Raw genomic sequence first — 15,540 nt, 5'->3', positions numbered from 1 at the left:
GTCCACTGGTTGTGCCAGGGGCCCGCACGGAGTTCTCAAGACATCGCGATAGACGAAGAGTTTGCCGTTGTGAGCTGGGTTAGACCGCTGACGCAGCCAGCGGGTACGGGCCGCGGAACTTCGTCGACCCAACGAGTGTTCACGTCTGAATTTCGATGGAAAATGGCTCACATCCGTAGGAACCTGAGTAACGGCACGCGCGGCCTCGCCAGAGTAGAGAACTAACGTCCTGATCCAGTGCGACCCGCAAGCACAAGCGGCAACGCCCGCCAGGCACACTCACTGTCCAGCACACAGATGCCCTCCGGCCGATGTCCGCGCTAGTCACAGTCGGCACTGGCTACCGTCGCGGACATCGGCCGTGGACGTGTTCGGGCGTGTTCCGCGGACGCGTCCAGTCAGTCGCCAGACATAATCTGTACATGCGCCGCTGGTTGTGGGCCGGGCCGACTCTCTCACTGGAAGGCCCGCCATGGCACGCTGCGGATGCGGCACCGTCTCCTGCGCCTGCGCCTGCGCCCTCGTCGCCGGAGACGGCATCACCATCGTCGGCAACGGCTCCGCCACGGACCCCTACACGATCAGCGCGGACCTGACTCAACAACCCTCGCCGTCGGAACCTCTCGCGGCCGTCCAGGTCGTCTCCATTATCCGGGCCACCAGCCAGCCCCAGACGATTCCCTCCGACGGTCAGTACCACGTCATCAGGTTCCCGTACGACACTGAGTCATACGACCCGTACAGCATGCACGAGGCCGTACAACCGGACGGCTACCAGGTCGTCGACTGGAAGACCGACGACCGATCAGGACTCATCTGGCCGTCCAAAGACGGCTGGGGGCACCTCACCGCGGTCATTCAGTGGGAGGCCGGCGACTACAGGGAGCTGCGCGATCAGTTCGTGCGCGACCCGCTCAGCTTGACCGCCGACCCGGTCGACACGACGGGCACCGACCACCGGCCACCGAGCCCGGGAATCCAGTGCTTCACCAAACACCACGAGATCGTCGTCCACCCAGGCGCGCCCATCGCCTTGCGCGTCGGCCACAACGCCACCACTGCGAAGAACATCATCCTCGCAGAGCTCAAGCTCGCCATCTTCTCGGCAGGCGGGCCCGACGAGTCCTGATGGCGGAGAGCTACACTCCCTGCGCTGCCGCTGGTTCTGGGCCGGGCCGATGTCCTCCTCACTGGAGCTGATCGCCTTGCCTGCCTTTGGCTTCCTCTCGCTCGGCGTACAGGTGTGTTCCCTCAAGACCGACACACCCCAGCTCATCGAGCCTGGCTGCACGTACCAAATCCTCCGGTTCCCCTTCTCGGAGGAGTGCACCGACGCGTTCGCAATGCACGAGGAGGACCAGCCCGACGGGTATGTGGTCACCGACTGGGCGACGGATGACCGGAGCGGGCTGATCTGGCCGTCCACGTCCGGATGGGGCCACCTCTACGCCGTGATCCAGTGGGAGCCGGCCAGCGCCACCGGCGGCTACACCGAGTTGCGCGATCAGTTCGTCCGCGACCCGCTCGGTCTCACTCCGTGCCCGAACGACACCACAGCCACGGAACACCGGGCCCCGACCGTCGGCATGCAGTGCTTTGCGAAGAACTGGGGCTGCTTCGTCAACCCCGAGACACCGCTCGCGCTCCGCGTCGCCCACAACGACTGCTCGCCACGAAGCCTCGTCCTCGCGGAGTTCAAGCTCTCCATCCACCCGGCCGACTGACCGGCCCTTAGCCCTCCCTGTCCCCGGAGGTAATCCCATGCCCGAGCAACGGCCCTTTTTGGTCGGCCGGATCGTCCCCTACGTCAGCCACGGCACACCCGTCAGGAGCGACGGCTCCCAGGCGTACGCGCCAGCCTGCCGCGCCGCAATCGTCACGGAGGTCGGCACGGACGACCCTGGTCGCGTAGGGCTCGCCGTCCTCAACCCCACGGGGCCGTCCTTCCACCCGCTCGCCGCCGGCGGCTGCGTGCACTCCCCGGCCGGAACACAGCTCGGCGGCTCCTGGCACTGGCCGGAGGCCGTGTAATGCCGGATCCGACGACCGCCGCCCGCTCCCTCCAGGCCCTCCGCGACGAGGGCGTGGGCGTCGTCGAGGTCGGCAACTGGCGTACGCACAACGCAAATGGACAGTTCGAGCAGTTGGCGCTTTGAATCCGCAAGTCCGATCGGCAGGAGGCCGTTCATGCTGCACGGTGTCGATGTCAGCTCCTACCTCGTACTCCGCGAAGGGGCTGGACTTCGTATTCGTCAAGGCCACCGAAGGCCGCTCCTACATCAATCCCCGCCAGAACGCACAGGCCGCGCAGGCCCGTAAAGCAGGCTGCGTGGTCGGCTTCTACCACTTCCTCTGGCCCGGGAATATCGCTGCACAGGCACGGTATTTCGTCGAGAAGTGCGCATCGATCCTGGGCGACATCCTGGCCTGCGACTGGGAGCGCACCAGCGAGGGGACATATGCCAGCAACGCGCAGAAGGGCAAGTTCCTGGTCGAGGTGAAGAGGCTGCGCCCCACGCACCGGGTGCTGCTCTACTGCAACCGTGATTTCTGGCTCAACCAGGACACCACCTCCTTCGCGGCCGACGGCCTGTGGATTGCCGACTACGTCACCGCCGGGCACCCCCGAATCAAGGCGCAGTGGCGCTTCCACCAGCACACCGACCAGCCGCTGGACAAGGACGTGGCGGACTTCGAGAGCAAGACAGCCCTCAAGGAGTGGGCGCACCTGGCATAGGAGGCTGCCCTCGGCGCGTCAGCGACTGATCCAACCGGCTCTCGACGCGGCCCGCCGCGCCCGCCGACGGCCGCACGACGGGAAGCCCGCCATGCGGCTCTGGGGCGGGCTTCTCCACTCGCTGACTTCGTGCACGAGGAGGTGGCCGACGCGGTCATCTCGCAGCGACCTTCATCCGCAGCGCACCGTTGCCGGCGCATTTCACCGAAACACATCCCGAATAGAAGATCACTGACACACTGGGGCACGCCCAGCCGACCTCCCCCAGTTGGCGGGGCCTCAACGTGTCAGGCGGCTTTCGTCCACGCAGTCGAAGAGCGGGCTGCCTCCGTCCGCAGCGTGAGGAGGCGGATGTATTCCTCGGCCCGCCGGGCGTCGGCGGGCTCCTCCGTGAGACGGCGGATCTCCTCGTTCACCTCGTCCGGCGCAGGTAAGGGCGCCGGACCGCACGGGCGGGAGGGGGGAGTCATGGCGCGAACTGTACGGACGGGCACTGACATTGGCCCCAGCCTGGGGCCCTCATGCGCTGGCCCGGCACGCACGCGAGGATGAGACCAGATCCCAGCCACGCCCAGCGCGAGGGGCAATCCCCCTTGAGGGCGATGTGGGCCATGATCATCTGGGGATGTGGACTCCATGTGGACTTAGATCATGAAAGTGGCCCCCCGTTCGAATGAACGAGGGGCCACTTTCATGCTCTGACCTGCGGTGCAGTCAGTGCCCCCGGCAGGATTCGAACCTGCGACACCCGCTTTAGGAGAGCGGTGCTCTATCCCCTGAGCTACGGAGGCGGGGGGATCGGGAAGATCCGGCGACCAGCGTAGCGGATGCCGGGTGTGGGGTGGGGGCCGTCAGCCTCCGATGTGCCAGCTGACCGTGCCGTCGGTGGTGGCGAGGGTGGCGAGGAGGATCAGGTCGGCGGCGCCGAGGGTGAGGCCGAGGAGGGCGCGGCCGCGGCGGGTGGTGCCGCGGGTGAGGGCCAGGGCGGCCAGGATCAGGGCGCAGGGGCCGAGGACGAGGTTGAGGACCAGGGTGCCGAGGAGGCCGAGGATGAAGGAGGCCACGGCCATGCTGTCGGCGTGGGAGCGGGGCTCTCGGGCGGTCTCCGGCGTGGCTTCGGTGAGAGTGGTCATCGGGGGGTCCCCTCGTGGTGGCGGCGTTCGCGGAGGGTGAAGACGAGCAGCCAGCCGGCGATGACGGCGGCGGCGATGAGGGTGACGGGGAGGGGGAGGTGTGCCGCGGTGCCCAGCATCATCCCCATGAGGAGAAGGGCTGCGACGAGGAAGAGCATGATCCTGCCTTTCCGGCGAGGTACCCGGCACGGGTGTCATGCGGACGTCGCGGATGTTGGGCATGGCGTGGATGTTGTGCATGTCGCGCATGCAGTGCATGTCGTTGACGTCATGGTGGTGCCGGGCACGGGGTTCCGTGTACTCAGAGGACAGTTGTTCACTGAGTTCCTTCAGTCTAGGGCCCCGCACGGGTGGAGGAGTTCGGAGAACGGTTGTTTACTGGATGACATGAGTCACACCGTGGGAGTCCGGCAGGCCCAGAAGCAGAAGACCCGTCAGGCGTTGCTCGACGCCGCGCTCGGGCTGCTGGCCGAGCAGAGCCTGAGCAGTCTCGGGCTGCGGGAGGTCACGCGCGTGGTGGGCATCGCCCCGACCGCGTTCTACCGGCATTTCAAGGATCTGGGGGAGCTGGGCGTCGCCCTGGTGGAGGAGGCGCTGGGGAGTCTGCATGCGATGGTGCGGGCGATTCTCGCCGAGCAGGCCGGGGCCGAGGAGAGGATCGACCGGACGATCGCCGTCGTCGAACGGCATGTGCGGGAACACCCCGCGCACGTACGGTTCGTGGCGCGCGAACGGCACGGCGGGGTGCGGGCCGTACGGCAGGCCATCGCGGGCGAGCTGGACCGGTTCGCCGAGGAGGTCGCGGAGGCGCTCAAGTCCCAGCCGGTGTCGGAGGGCTGGCGGGACGAGGATGTGCGGATGCTGGCGGAGCTGTATGTGGACCGGCTGGTGACGACGGCCGCGGAGCTGGTCGATGCCGGGGACGACGGGGAGGGGGGAGTAGGACGTTGGGCCCGCGCGGGCCGGGGTCACCCGGATCCGGTACGTACCGTCCGGGTTCTCGGCGAGGACGCTGACCGCGGCGCCGCTCCGGTGGTCGGTGTAGGTGGCGCCGGGGCGGAAGGCGGCATCGGTCAGTTCCGGTTCGACGTGCTTGTCGGTGGTGAAGCAGCCGCCGCTGTTCAGGGTGGCGTCCACGACCCGTACGGGACCGCGGCCCGAGGCGGTGTGCGGGGCGACGCGGTAGATCAGGACGCCGGGGCGGCAGGCCATCGGGTCCAGGGGGCCGCGGGTGCGGGCCTCGGCGACGAGGGCGCTGCGGGAGGAGGTCGGAATGATGATGATCTTGGTGCCGCCGGGGGTCGAGACAGGGGTGAGGGTGTGTTCGGAAGGTGCCTGGCCGCGCCGGACGCAGTGCACCTGCCGGGCGGTCAGCCAGCCGAGCTTCCATTTGTGCCAGCCGAGGAAATCGCTGCTCGGGCCCCAGTCCTCGTCCATCGGGTCCCAATGGCCCACCGGGGTCAGGGCGCGTCGGCCGTCCGTGTAGTAGAGATCGGGGAGGCCGAAGGCGTGGCCGTTCTCGTGGTTGAGGATGCGGTAGGCGCCGGCCCCTGATTGCCGGCTCCAGATGAAGGACGCGTTCCGGAACGGCACCCCGTCCGCCGTCCCCAGCCCCATGCCGCCGCCGCTGAAGGTGATCGACAGGACCGCACGGGCCGCCGCCGGGCCTGCGTTGGGGGCAGCCAGGATGTTGATGACGTCGTACGCCCGGAAGTCCACCGCATCGTCGACGGCGCGGACGATGTCCCGGGAGAGGGCGTAATAGCCGGTGGCGGACCGCGGGCCGAAGCTCGCGGCGCGCTGGATGCGGTACGCGGCCAGGGGGCGCGGCAGATGGATCCAGGTCAGCAGCGGCACCGGGCGGTAGTCGAGCCTGCCGTACGAGCTGACGCGGAAGAAGTCCGCGGCGGCCGGGAAGAACTCGGCGAAGCGGGCCTGCGGGGTCATCGTGGCGCGGGCGTCGGGGAAGTCGATGAAGAGGGTGAGCGCCCGGACCGCGCCGCGGGAGCGGGCGTAGCCGGCGGGGGTGATCGCGGATTCGGCGACGTCGTCCGTCCTGCCGCCCAGGGCGCAGGGGCCGTTCGGCAGGCCCCTGGGCAGGGCGCCGGCCGCGGCCGTGGACGGTATGCCCATCGCCACGGCGGCGGCCGCGGTGACCGTGCCCGCCACCACGGCCGCCGGTATCTTCCGCCGCCGTGTCCGCGTCCTCGGCCTTGTTGTCATCCTCAGCCTCATCCTCATGGGGATCACTCTGCGTCGTCGGCCGGTTGCCTGCGCGCGGGGTTAGGTCATCCGGAGGGGGCGGGGGTGTGCCTCAGGTCACACGCCGAGTGGGAAATATCCGGGGAGGCCGTCCCCGTTTAAGCAGGCGTGGAGGAAACGGGGAGCCCTTCCCCGGTTCGCTGCTCCGGCAGAAATCCATGAAGCGTCGAGATGTGAAGTGAAGTGAAGTGAGAGGGGAGTGTGCCGTGGTGACCGTCACCCGTACGGAGTCCGCGCCGCCTCGGCTGCGGGCCGATGCGCTGCGCAACCGGGAACGGATCATCGCGGCCGCCCGTGAAACCATGGTCGAGTTCGGGGCCGAGGTCCCGCTCGATGAAATCGCTCGGCGCGCAGGGGTCGGCAATGCGACGCTTTATCGTCACTTTGCGGATCGGCGGGAGTTGATCCACGACGTCACGCTCTCCGTCATGGCCCGTACCGCGGACCGCGCCGAGAGCGCCCTTGCCGAGGAGTCCGATGCTTTCCAGGCGCTGCGGCGCTTCGTCCACGATGCGGTGGAGGAGCGGATCGGGGCGCTGTGCCCGCTGCTCTCGGAGAGCGTCGATCTGAGTCACCCCGATCTGCTCGCCGCGCGCGAACGCCTGGAGTCGGCCATCGAGGCCGTCATGCGGGCCGCGCGCGACAGCGGCCAACTGCGCACCGACATCGCCGTCGGTGACCTGATGGTCGCGCTCACCCAGCTGACCCGTCCGCTGCCGGACAGCGGCTGTATCGACTTCGACAAGTTCGTGCACCGGCATCTGCAGCTGTTCCTGGACGGTCTGATGACGCCCGCACGGTCCGAACTTCCCGGCGCCGCCGCCACGTTGGACGACTTGAGGAAGCGTCGGTGAGTTGTCAGTGAGCGTCAGTCAAGGGCAATGCCGGTAGGTGCCGGTAGCTGTCAGTAGGCGCCGGCCGTAGGTCTACGGCGCACGGCGCGGTCCTTCACGTCCGCCCCTCCACGTCCGCCCCTCACGCCTGCCCCCCACGTCCGTCCTTCACCTCCGTCCTTCACCTCTGGCCTCCACGTCCGTCTTTACGTCCCGATATCCGCTCACCGCACCACTAGGTGGACCTCTCCATGCCTGAAACAGCCCATACCGTCGACCCCCGGCGCTGGAAAGCGCTGATATTCATCGCTCTCGCCCAGCTGATGGTCGTCCTCGACGCGACCATCGTGAACATCGCGCTGCCCTCCGCCCAGGCGGACCTCGGCATCACCGACGCCAACCGGCAGTGGGTCATCACCGCCTACGCCCTGGCCTTCGGCGGGCTGCTGCTCTTCGGCGGCCGGGTCGCCGACCTGTGGGGACGTAAGCGGACCTTCATCATCGGACTCATCGGCTTTGCGGCCGCCTCCGCGCTGGGCGGGGCCGCGGCCAACCAGGGGATGCTGCTGGGCGCGCGTGCGCTGCAGGGTGTCTTCGGCGCGCTGCTGGCGCCGGCCGCGCTGTCGCTGCTGGCGGTGACGTTCACCGAGGCCAGGGAGCGTGCCAAGGCGTTCGGCATCTTCGGTGCGATCGCCGGTGGCGGCGGCGCCGTGGGCCTGATCCTCGGCGGTGTGCTGACCGAGTACATGAACTGGCGCTGGACCTTCTTCGTCAACATCCCGTTCGCCGTGGTCGCCGCGACCGGCGCCGTCCTGGTCATCCGCGAGCCCGCGGAGGGCCGTAACCCCTCCCGGCTGGACATCCCCGGCGTCATCCTGGCCACCCTCGGCCTGGTCTCGCTGGTCTACGGGTTCACCCGCGCCGAGTCCGACGGCTGGCTGGCCGGCCCGACGCTGGGCCTGTTCGCCGCGGCCGCCGTGCTGCTGCTGACGTTCGTCCTGGTCGAGGCCAAGGTGAAGGCCCCGCTGCTGCCGCTGCGGGTGGTCGCGGAGCGGAACCGCGGCGGTGTCTATGCGTCGCTGGGCCTGGCTGTCATCGGCATGTTCGGTCTCTTCCTCTTCCTGACCTACTACCTGCAGATCGTGAAGGGCTACACCCCGGTCGTGACCGGCCTGGCCTTCCTGCCGATGATCGTCGGCATGATCACCGGATCGACCCAGATAGGCGCCCGGCTGATGACCCGCGTCCGGCCGCGTCTCCTGATGGCGCCCGGCTTCGTGGTCGCCGCGACCGGCATGCTGGTGCTCACCCGGATCGACCTGGACACGTCTTACCCGGCGCTGATCCTGCCCGCGTTCCTGCTGCTGGGCCTGGGGATGGGTACGGCGTTCATGCCGGCCATGTCCCTGGCCACGCACGGCGTCCAGCCGCGCGACGCCGGTGTCGCCTCCGCGATGGTCAACACCTCGCAGCAGGTGGGCGGCGCGATCGGTACGGCGCTGCTGAACACCATCGCGGCCAGCGCCACCACCGCGTACGCCACCTCGCACGCGACGGGTGCGCCCTCGCGGCAGCTGCTGAAGCTCGAGTCGATGGTGCATGGCTACACCACCGCCATCTGGTGGGCGGTCGGCATCCTGGCGCTGGCGGCGGCGATCGCCTTCGTCTTCGTCAACACCGGGCATCAGGGCGGCGGTTCGCCGGTGGCCTCGTCCGGCGAGGGAGCCGGTACGGGCGCGGACGCCGAGGGCGCCGACGCGGAGGTTCAGGTTCCGGTCATGGTGCACTGAAGCCGAGGGGCGCAAGAGACGGAGGGGCGGTCCCGGTGTTGCGGGGCCGCCCTCTTTCTTGCCAGGTCACTCGGGTCGTCGTCACTCAGGTCGTCGTCGCTCGGGTCGTCGTCACTCAGGTCATCCCGTGCATCACTCGAAGGCATCGCTGCCCCGGTCCGTCCGTCAACGGAGCCAGGGCAGGTCGGCCCCTTTCGGCTGAAGTCCGTCGGCCATGACCCGGCAGATGTCGGCCAGCTGGCGGATCTGCTCGGGGGAGAGCCGGTCGAACATTGCGGCACGCACGGCGGCGACATGGCCGGGCGCGGCCTTCTCCAGGACCCGCATGCCCTCGTCCGTGAGGTGGGCGTTCTGGCCCCGCTTGTCTGACGGGCAGTTCTCGCGGTGCACCCAGCCGTTCTTCTCCAGGCGGGCGATGGCATGCGAAAGGCGGGAGCGGGTGATCTTCATGTTCTGGGCCAGCTCGGTCATCCGCATCCGGCGCCGCGGCGCACGGGAGAGGTGGACGAGCAGGCCGTAATAGACATGCGGCATCCCGGCGTCACGCTGCAGCTGGCGGTCCAGGTGATCCTCCAGGAGCGTCGTGGCGTGGAGGTAGCACTGCCAGGCGTATTGCTCCTCGTCGGTGAGCCAGCGCGGCTCGGCTGCGGGTTCCTTGCTCATGCCATCCACTCTCTCACCGCGAGATGAGTTATTGAAGATTTAACAAGGGGTGCGGGCCGGGTTGCGGCAGGGGCGCGATGATCGCCGAATGTCCGGATCCGGGGCGGCCGCGCCGCCGGGAAGCCGGAGCCTCCCGGGGCGCGGCCGCGACGCGGCCCCGGGTTCCGCCGCAGGAGCCGTCTCAGGTTCCCGGTTCGATCAGTTCCATCCCACGGAGGGCGGCGGACAGGGCGCGGTCGTCGCCGTCGGGGGTCCAGGAGGCGACGTCCAGCGCCGTATCGGCCAGCTTGATGGCGTGCTCGTCGCCATGGGCGGTGGCGCGGGCGAAGACCTCCTCCGGGGTGAGGGAGCTGGCCCGTAGCGGCGGCAGCGGCTCGGGGGCGGAGTAGACGGAGGTCAGGGCGGCGGTGGCGGCCCAGGCGACGCCGAGCGAGGCGGACCAGAGGCTGCGCGGGAGGGCCGGGAGGGTGCGCAGGACGGCGTTCGGGGCGGTGGCGGCGTGGACGAGGAGGACCGCGTCGCCGTGGCCGTAATCGAGGTAGCGGTGGGTGGCGGCCTGGACGACGGCGGCCAGTTGGTCGCGGGCGGCGTCCGGGTCCTCGGGGGCGCGGAGCGCCTCGGCGGCCGTCAGCCAGCCGTCCGTGCCGGGCAGCTGGGCCAGGCCGTCGAGCGGGAGGACCTGCTGGTCGGCGATGCGCGGGAGGGCGGCCAGCGCGTCGGCGGGGGAGGTGGTGCCGGCGGGGCGGACGGTCACCGGGAGCGTCGTGTGGCGGGCCGCCCAGTACCCGATGGCGTGCGCCAACTCGGCGATGCGCGGCGCTTCTTCACCCTCCTCCAGGAGGACACGTACGGCGTGGCCGACGCGGATCACGGGGTGCGTCGCGGCGCCCGCGATACCGGGCAGCAGCCGCGGCCACCACTCGGCCAGGACCTCCCGCCAAGGGCGTTCGGCGACCTGGCGGGTCAGGTAGGCGGTCCAGTCGGTCACCCGGCGCGGATCCCCCAGCGCCTCCTGCCAGTTGGTGTCGTCGAGGGGGGACTGCGGGCTCGGGACGTCCTCCAGCTTGGCGGCGTAGGTGTCGAGCCAGCGGTGAACGGTGCGGGCCTGGCCGCGCCGGACCAGGGCCTCTACGGCCATCGGGCCGTGATTGCTTAAGAAGCCGCGGAATTCGGGGCCGGTGGTGTGCAGGCGTTCCAGGGCTTCGTCGAGAGTGCCGTTCGTCGTGTTCATGGTCCGAGGCTAGGTCGCCGCCCGGCGGCGCGTAACGGGCTGCGGCCCTACACCGCTGGTCGTAAGGCCGCAGGTGAGGGGCGTGTGGAGACGGCTGTGGAGACGGCTGTGGAGGGGACCGCGGAGGGGACTGCGGAGGGGATTGTCAGTGGCGGGTGGCACGCTGAAGTCGTGGGTGCGGACGGGGTGGTGGACGCGGGGGAGGGCCGGGCGATGCCGGGCTGAGTGGCGGTACGGCGCGGGTGTGTGAGCGTGGAAGGGAGGGTCGGTCCTGGGGGTGATCGTGAGCAGTCTGCGAGGCCGGAAGTCTGTGATGCCCGGAGCCTGCGATGCCGGGAGTCCGTGACGTCAGGAGTCTGTGATGTCGCTGTCTGTGGAAGAGCGCGAGCAGTTTCTCGCCGAGCCGCTGGTCGCCGTGCTGTCCGTCGCGGCGGGCAGCGAGCGCGGACCGGTGACGGCGCCGGTCTGGTACGCGTACCGCCCCGGCGGTGACGTCCTCCTCTTCACGGGCCGTACCTCACGCAAGGCCCGGCTGATAGAGCAGACCGGCCGGTTCACGCTGACCGTGCAGACCACTTCGCCGACGTACCGCTATACGGCCGTCGAGGGCCGCGCAGCGTTCGTCGCGGTGACGCCGGAGCTGGTCAACGAGGTGGCGGCCCGCTATCTGTCCGCCGAGAAGGTGTCGGAGTACGCGGCCGGGGTGCTGGAGCACGGCGAGGAGCTGATCGGCATACGGCTGCGCCCGGAGCGGTGGAACGCGGCGGATCTGGGCCCGTCGCACTGAAATACCGGACAGGAGGTGTCGGGTATCGGGGGGAGGGTGAGCGCATGACGCATGAGGGCAGGGGCAGGGGCGGTCGGAGCCGGGGCGCGGTCGCGGGGGAGGCGGCTGGGGTCTCCTGGGCGGTGGTCGAGGAGGCGGAACCGGCGCTGGCCGGGCTGGTGCGGGAACGGTTCGGGCGGTTCAAGCACCATGTCCTGGCCACCCTCCGCAAGGACGGTGCGCCGCGGCTGACCGGCCTGGAGGCGGACTTCCGCCACGGGGAACTGTGGCTCGGAATGATGACGGGCGCCCGCAAGGTGCGGGACCTGCGGCGTGATCCCCGCTTCTCCCTCCACGCCAATCCCGGTCCGGGCACGGACATGGAGGGCGGCGACGTCCGGGTGTCCGGCCGGGCCGTCGAGGTGACGGACCCCGCGCAGGTCGCCCGCTATACGGCGGAGGTGCGGCCGCCGGAGCCTTTCCATCTGTCGCTGCTGGTGGACTGAGGTCCGGCGGGGTCCGGCGGTCAGCCGACGTTACGGGACCGGGCGCGGTCGTCGTCGGGCTCCAGGTGCCGGCTGATGATGCGGCGCGGGTGGATACGGATCACCTCGTTGCTGAAGAACCGGGTGCCATCGGCGGCGCCTCGAGGGTGAGCAGTTCGGCGTGGCCGCGGATCTCCACGCCGCGGCCCCAGCCCAGCCGGCGGGCTGACCGGCCAGGTACGCGCGTTCCCTGTCAGTGCGCCGCGGGGGCGCGCTGGGGCAGGCGGGTTCGCTGGGTCGTGCGGGGCCGGTGGCGTCCGTGCGGTTCGCGGTCGCGGTGGGTCCGGAAGACGTAGAGCGAGACGACGAACATCACGGCGCCCATGCCGAGGCCGAAGCCGCACGACTTGAGGACCGTCTCCCCGCCGAGGCTGTAGTTCCAGCCCACCGAAGCCCCGAAGAGCGCACCGTAAGCCACCGCCCGGGTTTCGGTGATCATGGTCCGCTGGAAGTGCACCAGGTAGAGCCCGAGCGCCCCGGTGACGATGGCCGCGGCCAGTCCGTACAGGATGGCCGGGCCGCCCTTGGTGCCGGCGGTGTGCACCCGGAAGATCGTGAAGAGGCCGAAGGCGACCGCCGCGATGACCGGCAGCGCCACGGTCGTCGGTACCCGGCGGGTGGTGCCGGGGAGCCGGAAGCCCGTGTCCGGGCTGACAGCGCTCGCGCCGTGCTCCGGTTCGACGGTTCCGTGGGAGCGGGCCGCCCTTGCGTGGTCCGGCTCGCGCCGCTGCGGGTGCGTTTCCATGACGGGCTCCTCTCGCTTGCCCCGGCGTACGGGGGGGGCAGTCGAAATCGCTCTCCGTCCAGGCGACACCCGCGTACGGCATGCGTCAACTGGATCAGCGGAGAGCGGTTCAGCGGAGACAGGACCGGCCCCCGCCCAGATCCTTCTGGTACCAGGCGACATCCCAGTAGCGGCCGAATTTGCGGCCCACCTCGGTGTACGTGCCGACGTGGCGGAAGCCGAAGCGGGTGTGCAGACGGTGGGAGGCCTCATTGGGCTGGGCGACGCCCGCGAACGCGCGGTGCACGTCCTCGGTGGCCAGCGCCTCGAACAGGGCCCGGTAGAGCAGCGTGCCGATACCGCGGCCGACCGCGCGCGGCGCGCAGTAGACGGTGACCTCGACGGACGGGGCGTAGGCGGCCTTCGGGCGGAAGGCGCTGCTGGTCGCGTAGCCGAGCAGGGAGCCGGTGCCGTCGGCGGACGCCCCCGCCGCAGCCGTCCCCGCCTCCTGCGCAACCAGAAGCCGGTGTGGGCCGTCTTCGGGGTGGGAGAGCAACCACGGACGACGCTGTTCAGGGGTGAAGGGCTCCGTGTCGAACGTGACGGACGTCTCGCGGACGTAGTGATTGTAGAGCGCGGTAAGGGCCCCGAGATCGGCCTCGACGCCCGCTCTGACCTGCACGTCCCCGCTCTCGGGCAGCATCCGCACCCCCTCGTGGGGACGCAGGGTACTGCATGATCACAAAAATAGGGTCGCGGCATGGGAATTCTGTCCGGATTCCAGCCGTTGTTTCCTTCGGACGGGTTGCTCGGTGAACGATCGAGTCTCCCGCTCCACCGTCCCGCGACCGACTCATCGCAAAGGGAGCACACGCATGGCAACCCGTGCCGTCGCCCGTCGTCAGGAAAGCAGCAGCGGTTCTGACGGGGCCCACAGTGTTCGCGCCGTAGGCGGGGAGATCGCCGACCGCGACCTGGTCGGCATGTACCTCGACGAGATCGCGCGCACGCCCCTGCTAGACGCCGCCAAGGAGGTCGAGCTGTCCCAGACCATCGAGGCGGGCGTCTACGCCCGGCAGATCCTGGACGGCGAGGTCACCGACGGCAACGCCGCAGGTGCCAGCCGCGCGGAGCTCGAGGCGCTGGCCGCCGAGAGCGCCAAGGCCAAGGACGTCTTCATCCGTTCCAACCTGCGGCTGGTGGTCGCCGTGGCGCGTCGCTATCCGCGCGCCGGTCTGCCGCTGCTCGACCTGATCCAGGAGGGCAACGCCGGTCTGGTGCGTGCCGTGGAGAAGTTCGACTACGCCAAGGGATTCAAGTTCTCCACGTATGCGACGTGGTGGATCCGCCAGGCCATCACCCGTTCCATCGCCGACCAGTCCCGCACGATCCGGCTGCCCGTGCACCTGGTCGAGGAGCTGGGCCGCATCCGCCGGGTGCAGCGCGAGTTCAACCGTGAGAACGGCCGCGACCCGGAGCCCGAGGAGGTTGCCGGCGAGCTGGGCTCCACGCCCGCCCGCGTCACGGACGTACTGGACTGGGCGCGCGACCCCGTCAGCCTGAACATGTCGGTGGACGACGACGGCGACACCCAGTTCGGCGACCTGCTGGAGGACACCTCCGCGGCCTCGCCCGAGCAGTCGGTGCTCTCGCTGCTGCGCAGCGAGGAGCTGGAGGATCTGATCGACCGCCTCGACCAGCGCACCGCCTCGATCATCAAGGCGCGCTACGGCATCGAGGACGGCCGCGAGCGCACCCTGACCGAGGTCGGCAAGCAGCACGGCCTGACCCGCGAGCGGATCCGGCAGATCGAGAAGCATGCGCTGCTGGAGCTGAAGCGGATGGCGCGGGACACGGGATTCGACGCGGCGGCGTAGAACCCGTACCCGGCGCTTCCGGGAGGACGAGCCCCGGTGCCCTTGCCGGCACCGGGGCTGTGTGGTGCCCGGGCGGCGCCCTCCGTACCCGGGAGCAGCAGCCGCCCAGCCGCCCAGCCGTTCGGCCACCCGGCTGCCTGATGCCGGCGCCGGAGGATCTGGATCCGGACCGGGCCGACTGGCAGGTGCGGGCCTGGTCGCTGTTCCCGCGCCCGTTCGCGGTGGTTCTTCCCTGGGCCTGGGTGCATTTCGCGTTCGCCGACGACCTGTCCAGGGCTCCCGCGGTGCTCGCCGTGGTCCTGACGCATGCCGCGCTGGTGGTGGTGTGGTGCGGCCGCCGCCGCGCGCGCCGCGTCCTGACCTGGGTCGGCATCGGCTGCTATCTGCTCGCCGTGGTGCTCTGCGTACTGCTGGCGAAGATCCTCTGAGCCGTACGGGGACGAGCGCCCGGACGCTCCCGTAACGACAGGTGGCCGGCCCCGTCAGGGACCGGCCACCGTCAGGTGTGCTGTGCGTCAGTTCGGAAAGTGGCTCAGACCGCGCTGCCCTGCTGCCATTCCGACCAGGAAAGGTTCCAGCCGTTGAGGCCGTTGTCCGGCTTGACGGTCTGGTCGTGGGAGTTCTTCACGATGACGACGTCGCCGACCAGCGACTCGTTGAAGAACCACTTGCCCGGGGTGTCGCCACCGCCGCCCTTCTGGTCGCGCAGGCCGACGCAGCCGTGGCTGGTGCCGGCCTTGCCGAAGATGGACGGGGAGCCCCAGTAGTTGCCGTGGATGAAGGTGCCGGACGACGACAGCCGCATGGCGTGCGGGACGTCCTTGATGTCGTACTCACCGCCGAAGCCGACGGTCGAGCCGTCCATCCGGGTCTGCTCGAACTTCTCCGAGATCACCATCTGGCCGTTGTAGGTGGGGTTGTCGGGGCTGCCGCCGGAGATCGGGATGGACTTGAGGGTCTGGCCGTCCCGCTTGACCGT

At 69.8% G+C, this 15,540-nt stretch carries 18 protein-coding genes, 1 tRNA gene and 3 pseudogenes; 12 read left to right on the top strand and 10 right to left on the bottom strand.

The features are described 5' to 3' along the window. Positions 1 to 472 precede the first annotated feature (472 nt). The 5 genes and pseudogenes from ADL29_RS34265 to ADL29_RS34250 all read left to right on the top strand — a co-directional run bounded on the left by ADL29_RS34265 (position 473) and on the right by ADL29_RS34250 (position 2,737). A complete protein-coding gene (locus ADL29_RS34265; protein WP_342671191.1) occupies positions 473 to 1,129 on the top strand; it encodes a hypothetical protein in 657 nt (218 codons plus the stop codon). Positions 1,130 to 1,178: 49 nt separating this feature from the next. Beyond that, the gene (locus ADL29_RS34260) at positions 1,179 to 1,724 is read left to right on the top strand and encodes a hypothetical protein (RefSeq protein WP_053927430.1); all 546 of its coding nucleotides are present in this window, start codon (positions 1,179 to 1,181) and stop codon (positions 1,722 to 1,724) included. 37 nt (positions 1,725 to 1,761) lie between these two features. Beyond that, the gene (locus tag ADL29_RS34255) at positions 1,762 to 2,031 is read left to right on the top strand and encodes a hypothetical protein (RefSeq protein ID WP_053927429.1); all 270 of its coding nucleotides are present in this window, start codon (positions 1,762 to 1,764) and stop codon (positions 2,029 to 2,031) included. After that, a complete protein-coding gene (locus tag ADL29_RS46165; RefSeq protein ID WP_281182005.1) occupies positions 2,031 to 2,156 on the top strand; it encodes a hypothetical protein in 126 nt (41 codons plus the stop codon). The genes ADL29_RS34255 and ADL29_RS46165 overlap by 1 nt, the downstream gene beginning before the upstream one ends. 31 nt (positions 2,157 to 2,187) lie before the next feature. After that, positions 2,188 to 2,737 (top strand): annotated as a pseudogene (locus ADL29_RS34250) (GH25 family lysozyme). A gap of 287 nt (positions 2,738 to 3,024) precedes the next feature. Here ADL29_RS34250 and ADL29_RS43830 read toward each other — a convergent pair. The 4 genes from ADL29_RS43830 to ADL29_RS44295 all read right to left on the bottom strand — a co-directional run bounded on the left by ADL29_RS43830 (position 3,025) and on the right by ADL29_RS44295 (position 4,028). Next, positions 3,025 to 3,207, bottom strand: a complete 183-nt coding sequence (locus ADL29_RS43830; protein WP_157878646.1) for a hypothetical protein — start codon at positions 3,205 to 3,207, stop codon at positions 3,025 to 3,027. Between the two features lie 248 nt (positions 3,208 to 3,455). Then, positions 3,456 to 3,528, bottom strand: a tRNA-Arg gene (locus ADL29_RS34245). Positions 3,529 to 3,588: 60 nt separating this feature from the next. Then, positions 3,589 to 3,870: a hypothetical protein gene (locus ADL29_RS34240; RefSeq protein ID WP_053927428.1), complete on the bottom strand. Its 282-nt coding sequence runs from the start codon at positions 3,868 to 3,870 to the stop codon at positions 3,589 to 3,591. Beyond that, positions 3,867 to 4,028, bottom strand: a complete 162-nt coding sequence (locus ADL29_RS44295) for a hypothetical protein (RefSeq protein ID WP_046927563.1) — start codon at positions 4,026 to 4,028, stop codon at positions 3,867 to 3,869. Before ADL29_RS44295 ends, ADL29_RS34240 begins: the two co-directional genes overlap by 4 nt. Before the next feature lie 229 nt (positions 4,029 to 4,257). Here ADL29_RS44295 and ADL29_RS42035 point away from each other — a divergent pair. Next, positions 4,258 to 4,836, top strand: a pseudogene (locus ADL29_RS42035) (TetR family transcriptional regulator); the annotation flags it as partial. Here ADL29_RS42035 and ADL29_RS34235 read toward each other — a convergent pair. Beyond that, positions 4,837 to 6,093 (bottom strand): annotated as a pseudogene (locus tag ADL29_RS34235) (M6 family metalloprotease domain-containing protein); the annotation flags it as partial. Positions 6,094 to 6,338: 245 nt separating this feature from the next. On the opposite strand from ADL29_RS34235, the gene ADL29_RS34230 reads away from it, so the two are divergent. After that, entirely contained in the window at positions 6,339 to 6,986 is a 648-nt protein-coding gene (locus ADL29_RS34230) for a TetR/AcrR family transcriptional regulator (RefSeq protein WP_053927427.1), read from the top strand. A 230-nt stretch (positions 6,987 to 7,216) separates the two neighbouring features. Then, entirely contained in the window at positions 7,217 to 8,755 is a 1,539-nt protein-coding gene (locus ADL29_RS34225) for an MFS transporter (RefSeq protein ID WP_053927426.1), read from the top strand. Positions 8,756 to 8,920: 165 nt separating this feature from the next. Here the strand turns inward: ADL29_RS34225 and ADL29_RS34220 are convergent, their stop codons facing one another. Both ADL29_RS34220 and ADL29_RS34215 read right to left on the bottom strand, forming a co-directional pair. Continuing rightward, positions 8,921 to 9,418, bottom strand: coding sequence for a MarR family winged helix-turn-helix transcriptional regulator (locus tag ADL29_RS34220; RefSeq protein ID WP_046927568.1), 498 nt, complete (start codon positions 9,416 to 9,418; stop codon positions 8,921 to 8,923). Positions 9,419 to 9,599: 181 nt separating this feature from the next. After that, positions 9,600 to 10,649 (bottom strand): questin oxidase family protein, encoded by a 1,050-nt coding sequence (locus ADL29_RS34215; RefSeq protein ID WP_053927425.1) that lies wholly within the window; start codon positions 10,647 to 10,649, stop codon positions 9,600 to 9,602. A 361-nt stretch (positions 10,650 to 11,010) separates the two neighbouring features. Between ADL29_RS34215 and ADL29_RS34210 the strand changes: the two genes are divergently transcribed. After that, positions 11,011 to 11,436 (top strand): pyridoxamine 5'-phosphate oxidase family protein, encoded by a 426-nt coding sequence (locus tag ADL29_RS34210; RefSeq protein ID WP_046927570.1) that lies wholly within the window; start codon positions 11,011 to 11,013, stop codon positions 11,434 to 11,436. 44 nt (positions 11,437 to 11,480) lie between these two features. Beyond that, a complete protein-coding gene (locus tag ADL29_RS34205) occupies positions 11,481 to 11,921 on the top strand; it encodes a pyridoxamine 5'-phosphate oxidase family protein (protein WP_078971496.1) in 441 nt (146 codons plus the stop codon). 232 nt (positions 11,922 to 12,153) lie between these two features. Here the strand turns inward: ADL29_RS34205 and ADL29_RS34200 are convergent, their stop codons facing one another. Together ADL29_RS34200 and ADL29_RS34195 are read right to left on the bottom strand one after the other, a co-directional pair. After that, on the bottom strand, positions 12,154 to 12,705 hold the full coding sequence (locus tag ADL29_RS34200; RefSeq protein ID WP_053927424.1) for a hypothetical protein: 552 nt from the start codon (positions 12,703 to 12,705) through the stop codon (positions 12,154 to 12,156). Positions 12,706 to 12,814: 109 nt separating this feature from the next. Continuing rightward, a complete protein-coding gene (locus ADL29_RS34195) occupies positions 12,815 to 13,387 on the bottom strand; it encodes a GNAT family N-acetyltransferase (protein WP_053927423.1) in 573 nt (190 codons plus the stop codon). A gap of 172 nt (positions 13,388 to 13,559) precedes the next feature. On the opposite strand from ADL29_RS34195, the gene ADL29_RS34190 reads away from it, so the two are divergent. Together ADL29_RS34190 and ADL29_RS34185 are read left to right on the top strand one after the other, a co-directional pair. Further along, a complete protein-coding gene (locus tag ADL29_RS34190; protein ID WP_046927574.1) occupies positions 13,560 to 14,561 on the top strand; it encodes a sigma-70 family RNA polymerase sigma factor in 1,002 nt (333 codons plus the stop codon). 140 nt (positions 14,562 to 14,701) lie between these two features. Beyond that, complete coding sequence (locus ADL29_RS34185) at positions 14,702 to 14,989, top strand: hypothetical protein (protein ID WP_053927422.1); 288 nt, start codon at positions 14,702 to 14,704, stop codon at positions 14,987 to 14,989. Between the two features lie 104 nt (positions 14,990 to 15,093). Here the strand turns inward: ADL29_RS34185 and ADL29_RS34180 are convergent. After that, the coding region (locus ADL29_RS34180; protein ID WP_157878645.1) for a L,D-transpeptidase at positions 15,094 to 15,540 on the bottom strand (447 nt) is incomplete at its 5' end.

Source organism: Streptomyces chattanoogensis, assembly GCF_001294335.1.
Taxonomy (GTDB): domain Bacteria; phylum Actinomycetota; class Actinomycetes; order Streptomycetales; family Streptomycetaceae; genus Streptomyces; species Streptomyces chattanoogensis.
This window is presented reverse-complemented; position numbering and strand designations above follow the sequence as displayed.

Excerpts from the sequence above, each read along its gene's own strand:
- ADL29_RS34260 (WP_053927430.1), top strand. The coding sequence starts at position 1,179 with ATGTCCTCCTCACTGGAGCTGATCGCCTTGCCTGCCTTTGGCTTCCTC.
- ADL29_RS34205 (WP_078971496.1), top strand. The coding sequence starts at position 11,481 with ATGACGCATGAGGGCAGGGGCAGGGGCGGTCGGAGCCGGGGCGCGGTC.
- ADL29_RS34195 (WP_053927423.1), bottom strand. The coding sequence starts at position 13,387 with ATGCTGCCCGAGAGCGGGGACGTGCAGGTCAGAGCGGGCGTCGAGGCC.
- ADL29_RS34240 (WP_053927428.1), bottom strand. The coding sequence starts at position 3,870 with ATGACCACTCTCACCGAAGCCACGCCGGAGACCGCCCGAGAGCCCCGC.
- ADL29_RS44295 (WP_046927563.1), bottom strand. The coding sequence starts at position 4,028 with ATGCTCTTCCTCGTCGCAGCCCTTCTCCTCATGGGGATGATGCTGGGC.
- ADL29_RS34225 (WP_053927426.1), top strand. The coding sequence starts at position 7,217 with ATGCCTGAAACAGCCCATACCGTCGACCCCCGGCGCTGGAAAGCGCTG.
- ADL29_RS34190 (WP_046927574.1), top strand. The coding sequence starts at position 13,560 with ATGGCAACCCGTGCCGTCGCCCGTCGTCAGGAAAGCAGCAGCGGTTCT.
- ADL29_RS34265 (WP_342671191.1), top strand. The coding sequence starts at position 473 with ATGGCACGCTGCGGATGCGGCACCGTCTCCTGCGCCTGCGCCTGCGCC.
- ADL29_RS46165 (WP_281182005.1), top strand. The coding sequence starts at position 2,031 with ATGCCGGATCCGACGACCGCCGCCCGCTCCCTCCAGGCCCTCCGCGAC.
- ADL29_RS34215 (WP_053927425.1), bottom strand. The coding sequence starts at position 10,649 with ATGAACACGACGAACGGCACTCTCGACGAAGCCCTGGAACGCCTGCAC.
- ADL29_RS34220 (WP_046927568.1), bottom strand. The coding sequence starts at position 9,418 with ATGAGCAAGGAACCCGCAGCCGAGCCGCGCTGGCTCACCGACGAGGAG.
- ADL29_RS34185 (WP_053927422.1), top strand. The coding sequence starts at position 14,702 with ATGCCGGCGCCGGAGGATCTGGATCCGGACCGGGCCGACTGGCAGGTG.
- ADL29_RS43830 (WP_157878646.1), bottom strand. The coding sequence starts at position 3,207 with ATGACTCCCCCCTCCCGCCCGTGCGGTCCGGCGCCCTTACCTGCGCCG.
- ADL29_RS34200 (WP_053927424.1), bottom strand. The coding sequence starts at position 12,705 with ATGGAAACGCACCCGCAGCGGCGCGAGCCGGACCACGCAAGGGCGGCC.
- ADL29_RS34255 (WP_053927429.1), top strand. The coding sequence starts at position 1,762 with ATGCCCGAGCAACGGCCCTTTTTGGTCGGCCGGATCGTCCCCTACGTC.
- ADL29_RS34210 (WP_046927570.1), top strand. The coding sequence starts at position 11,011 with ATGTCGCTGTCTGTGGAAGAGCGCGAGCAGTTTCTCGCCGAGCCGCTG.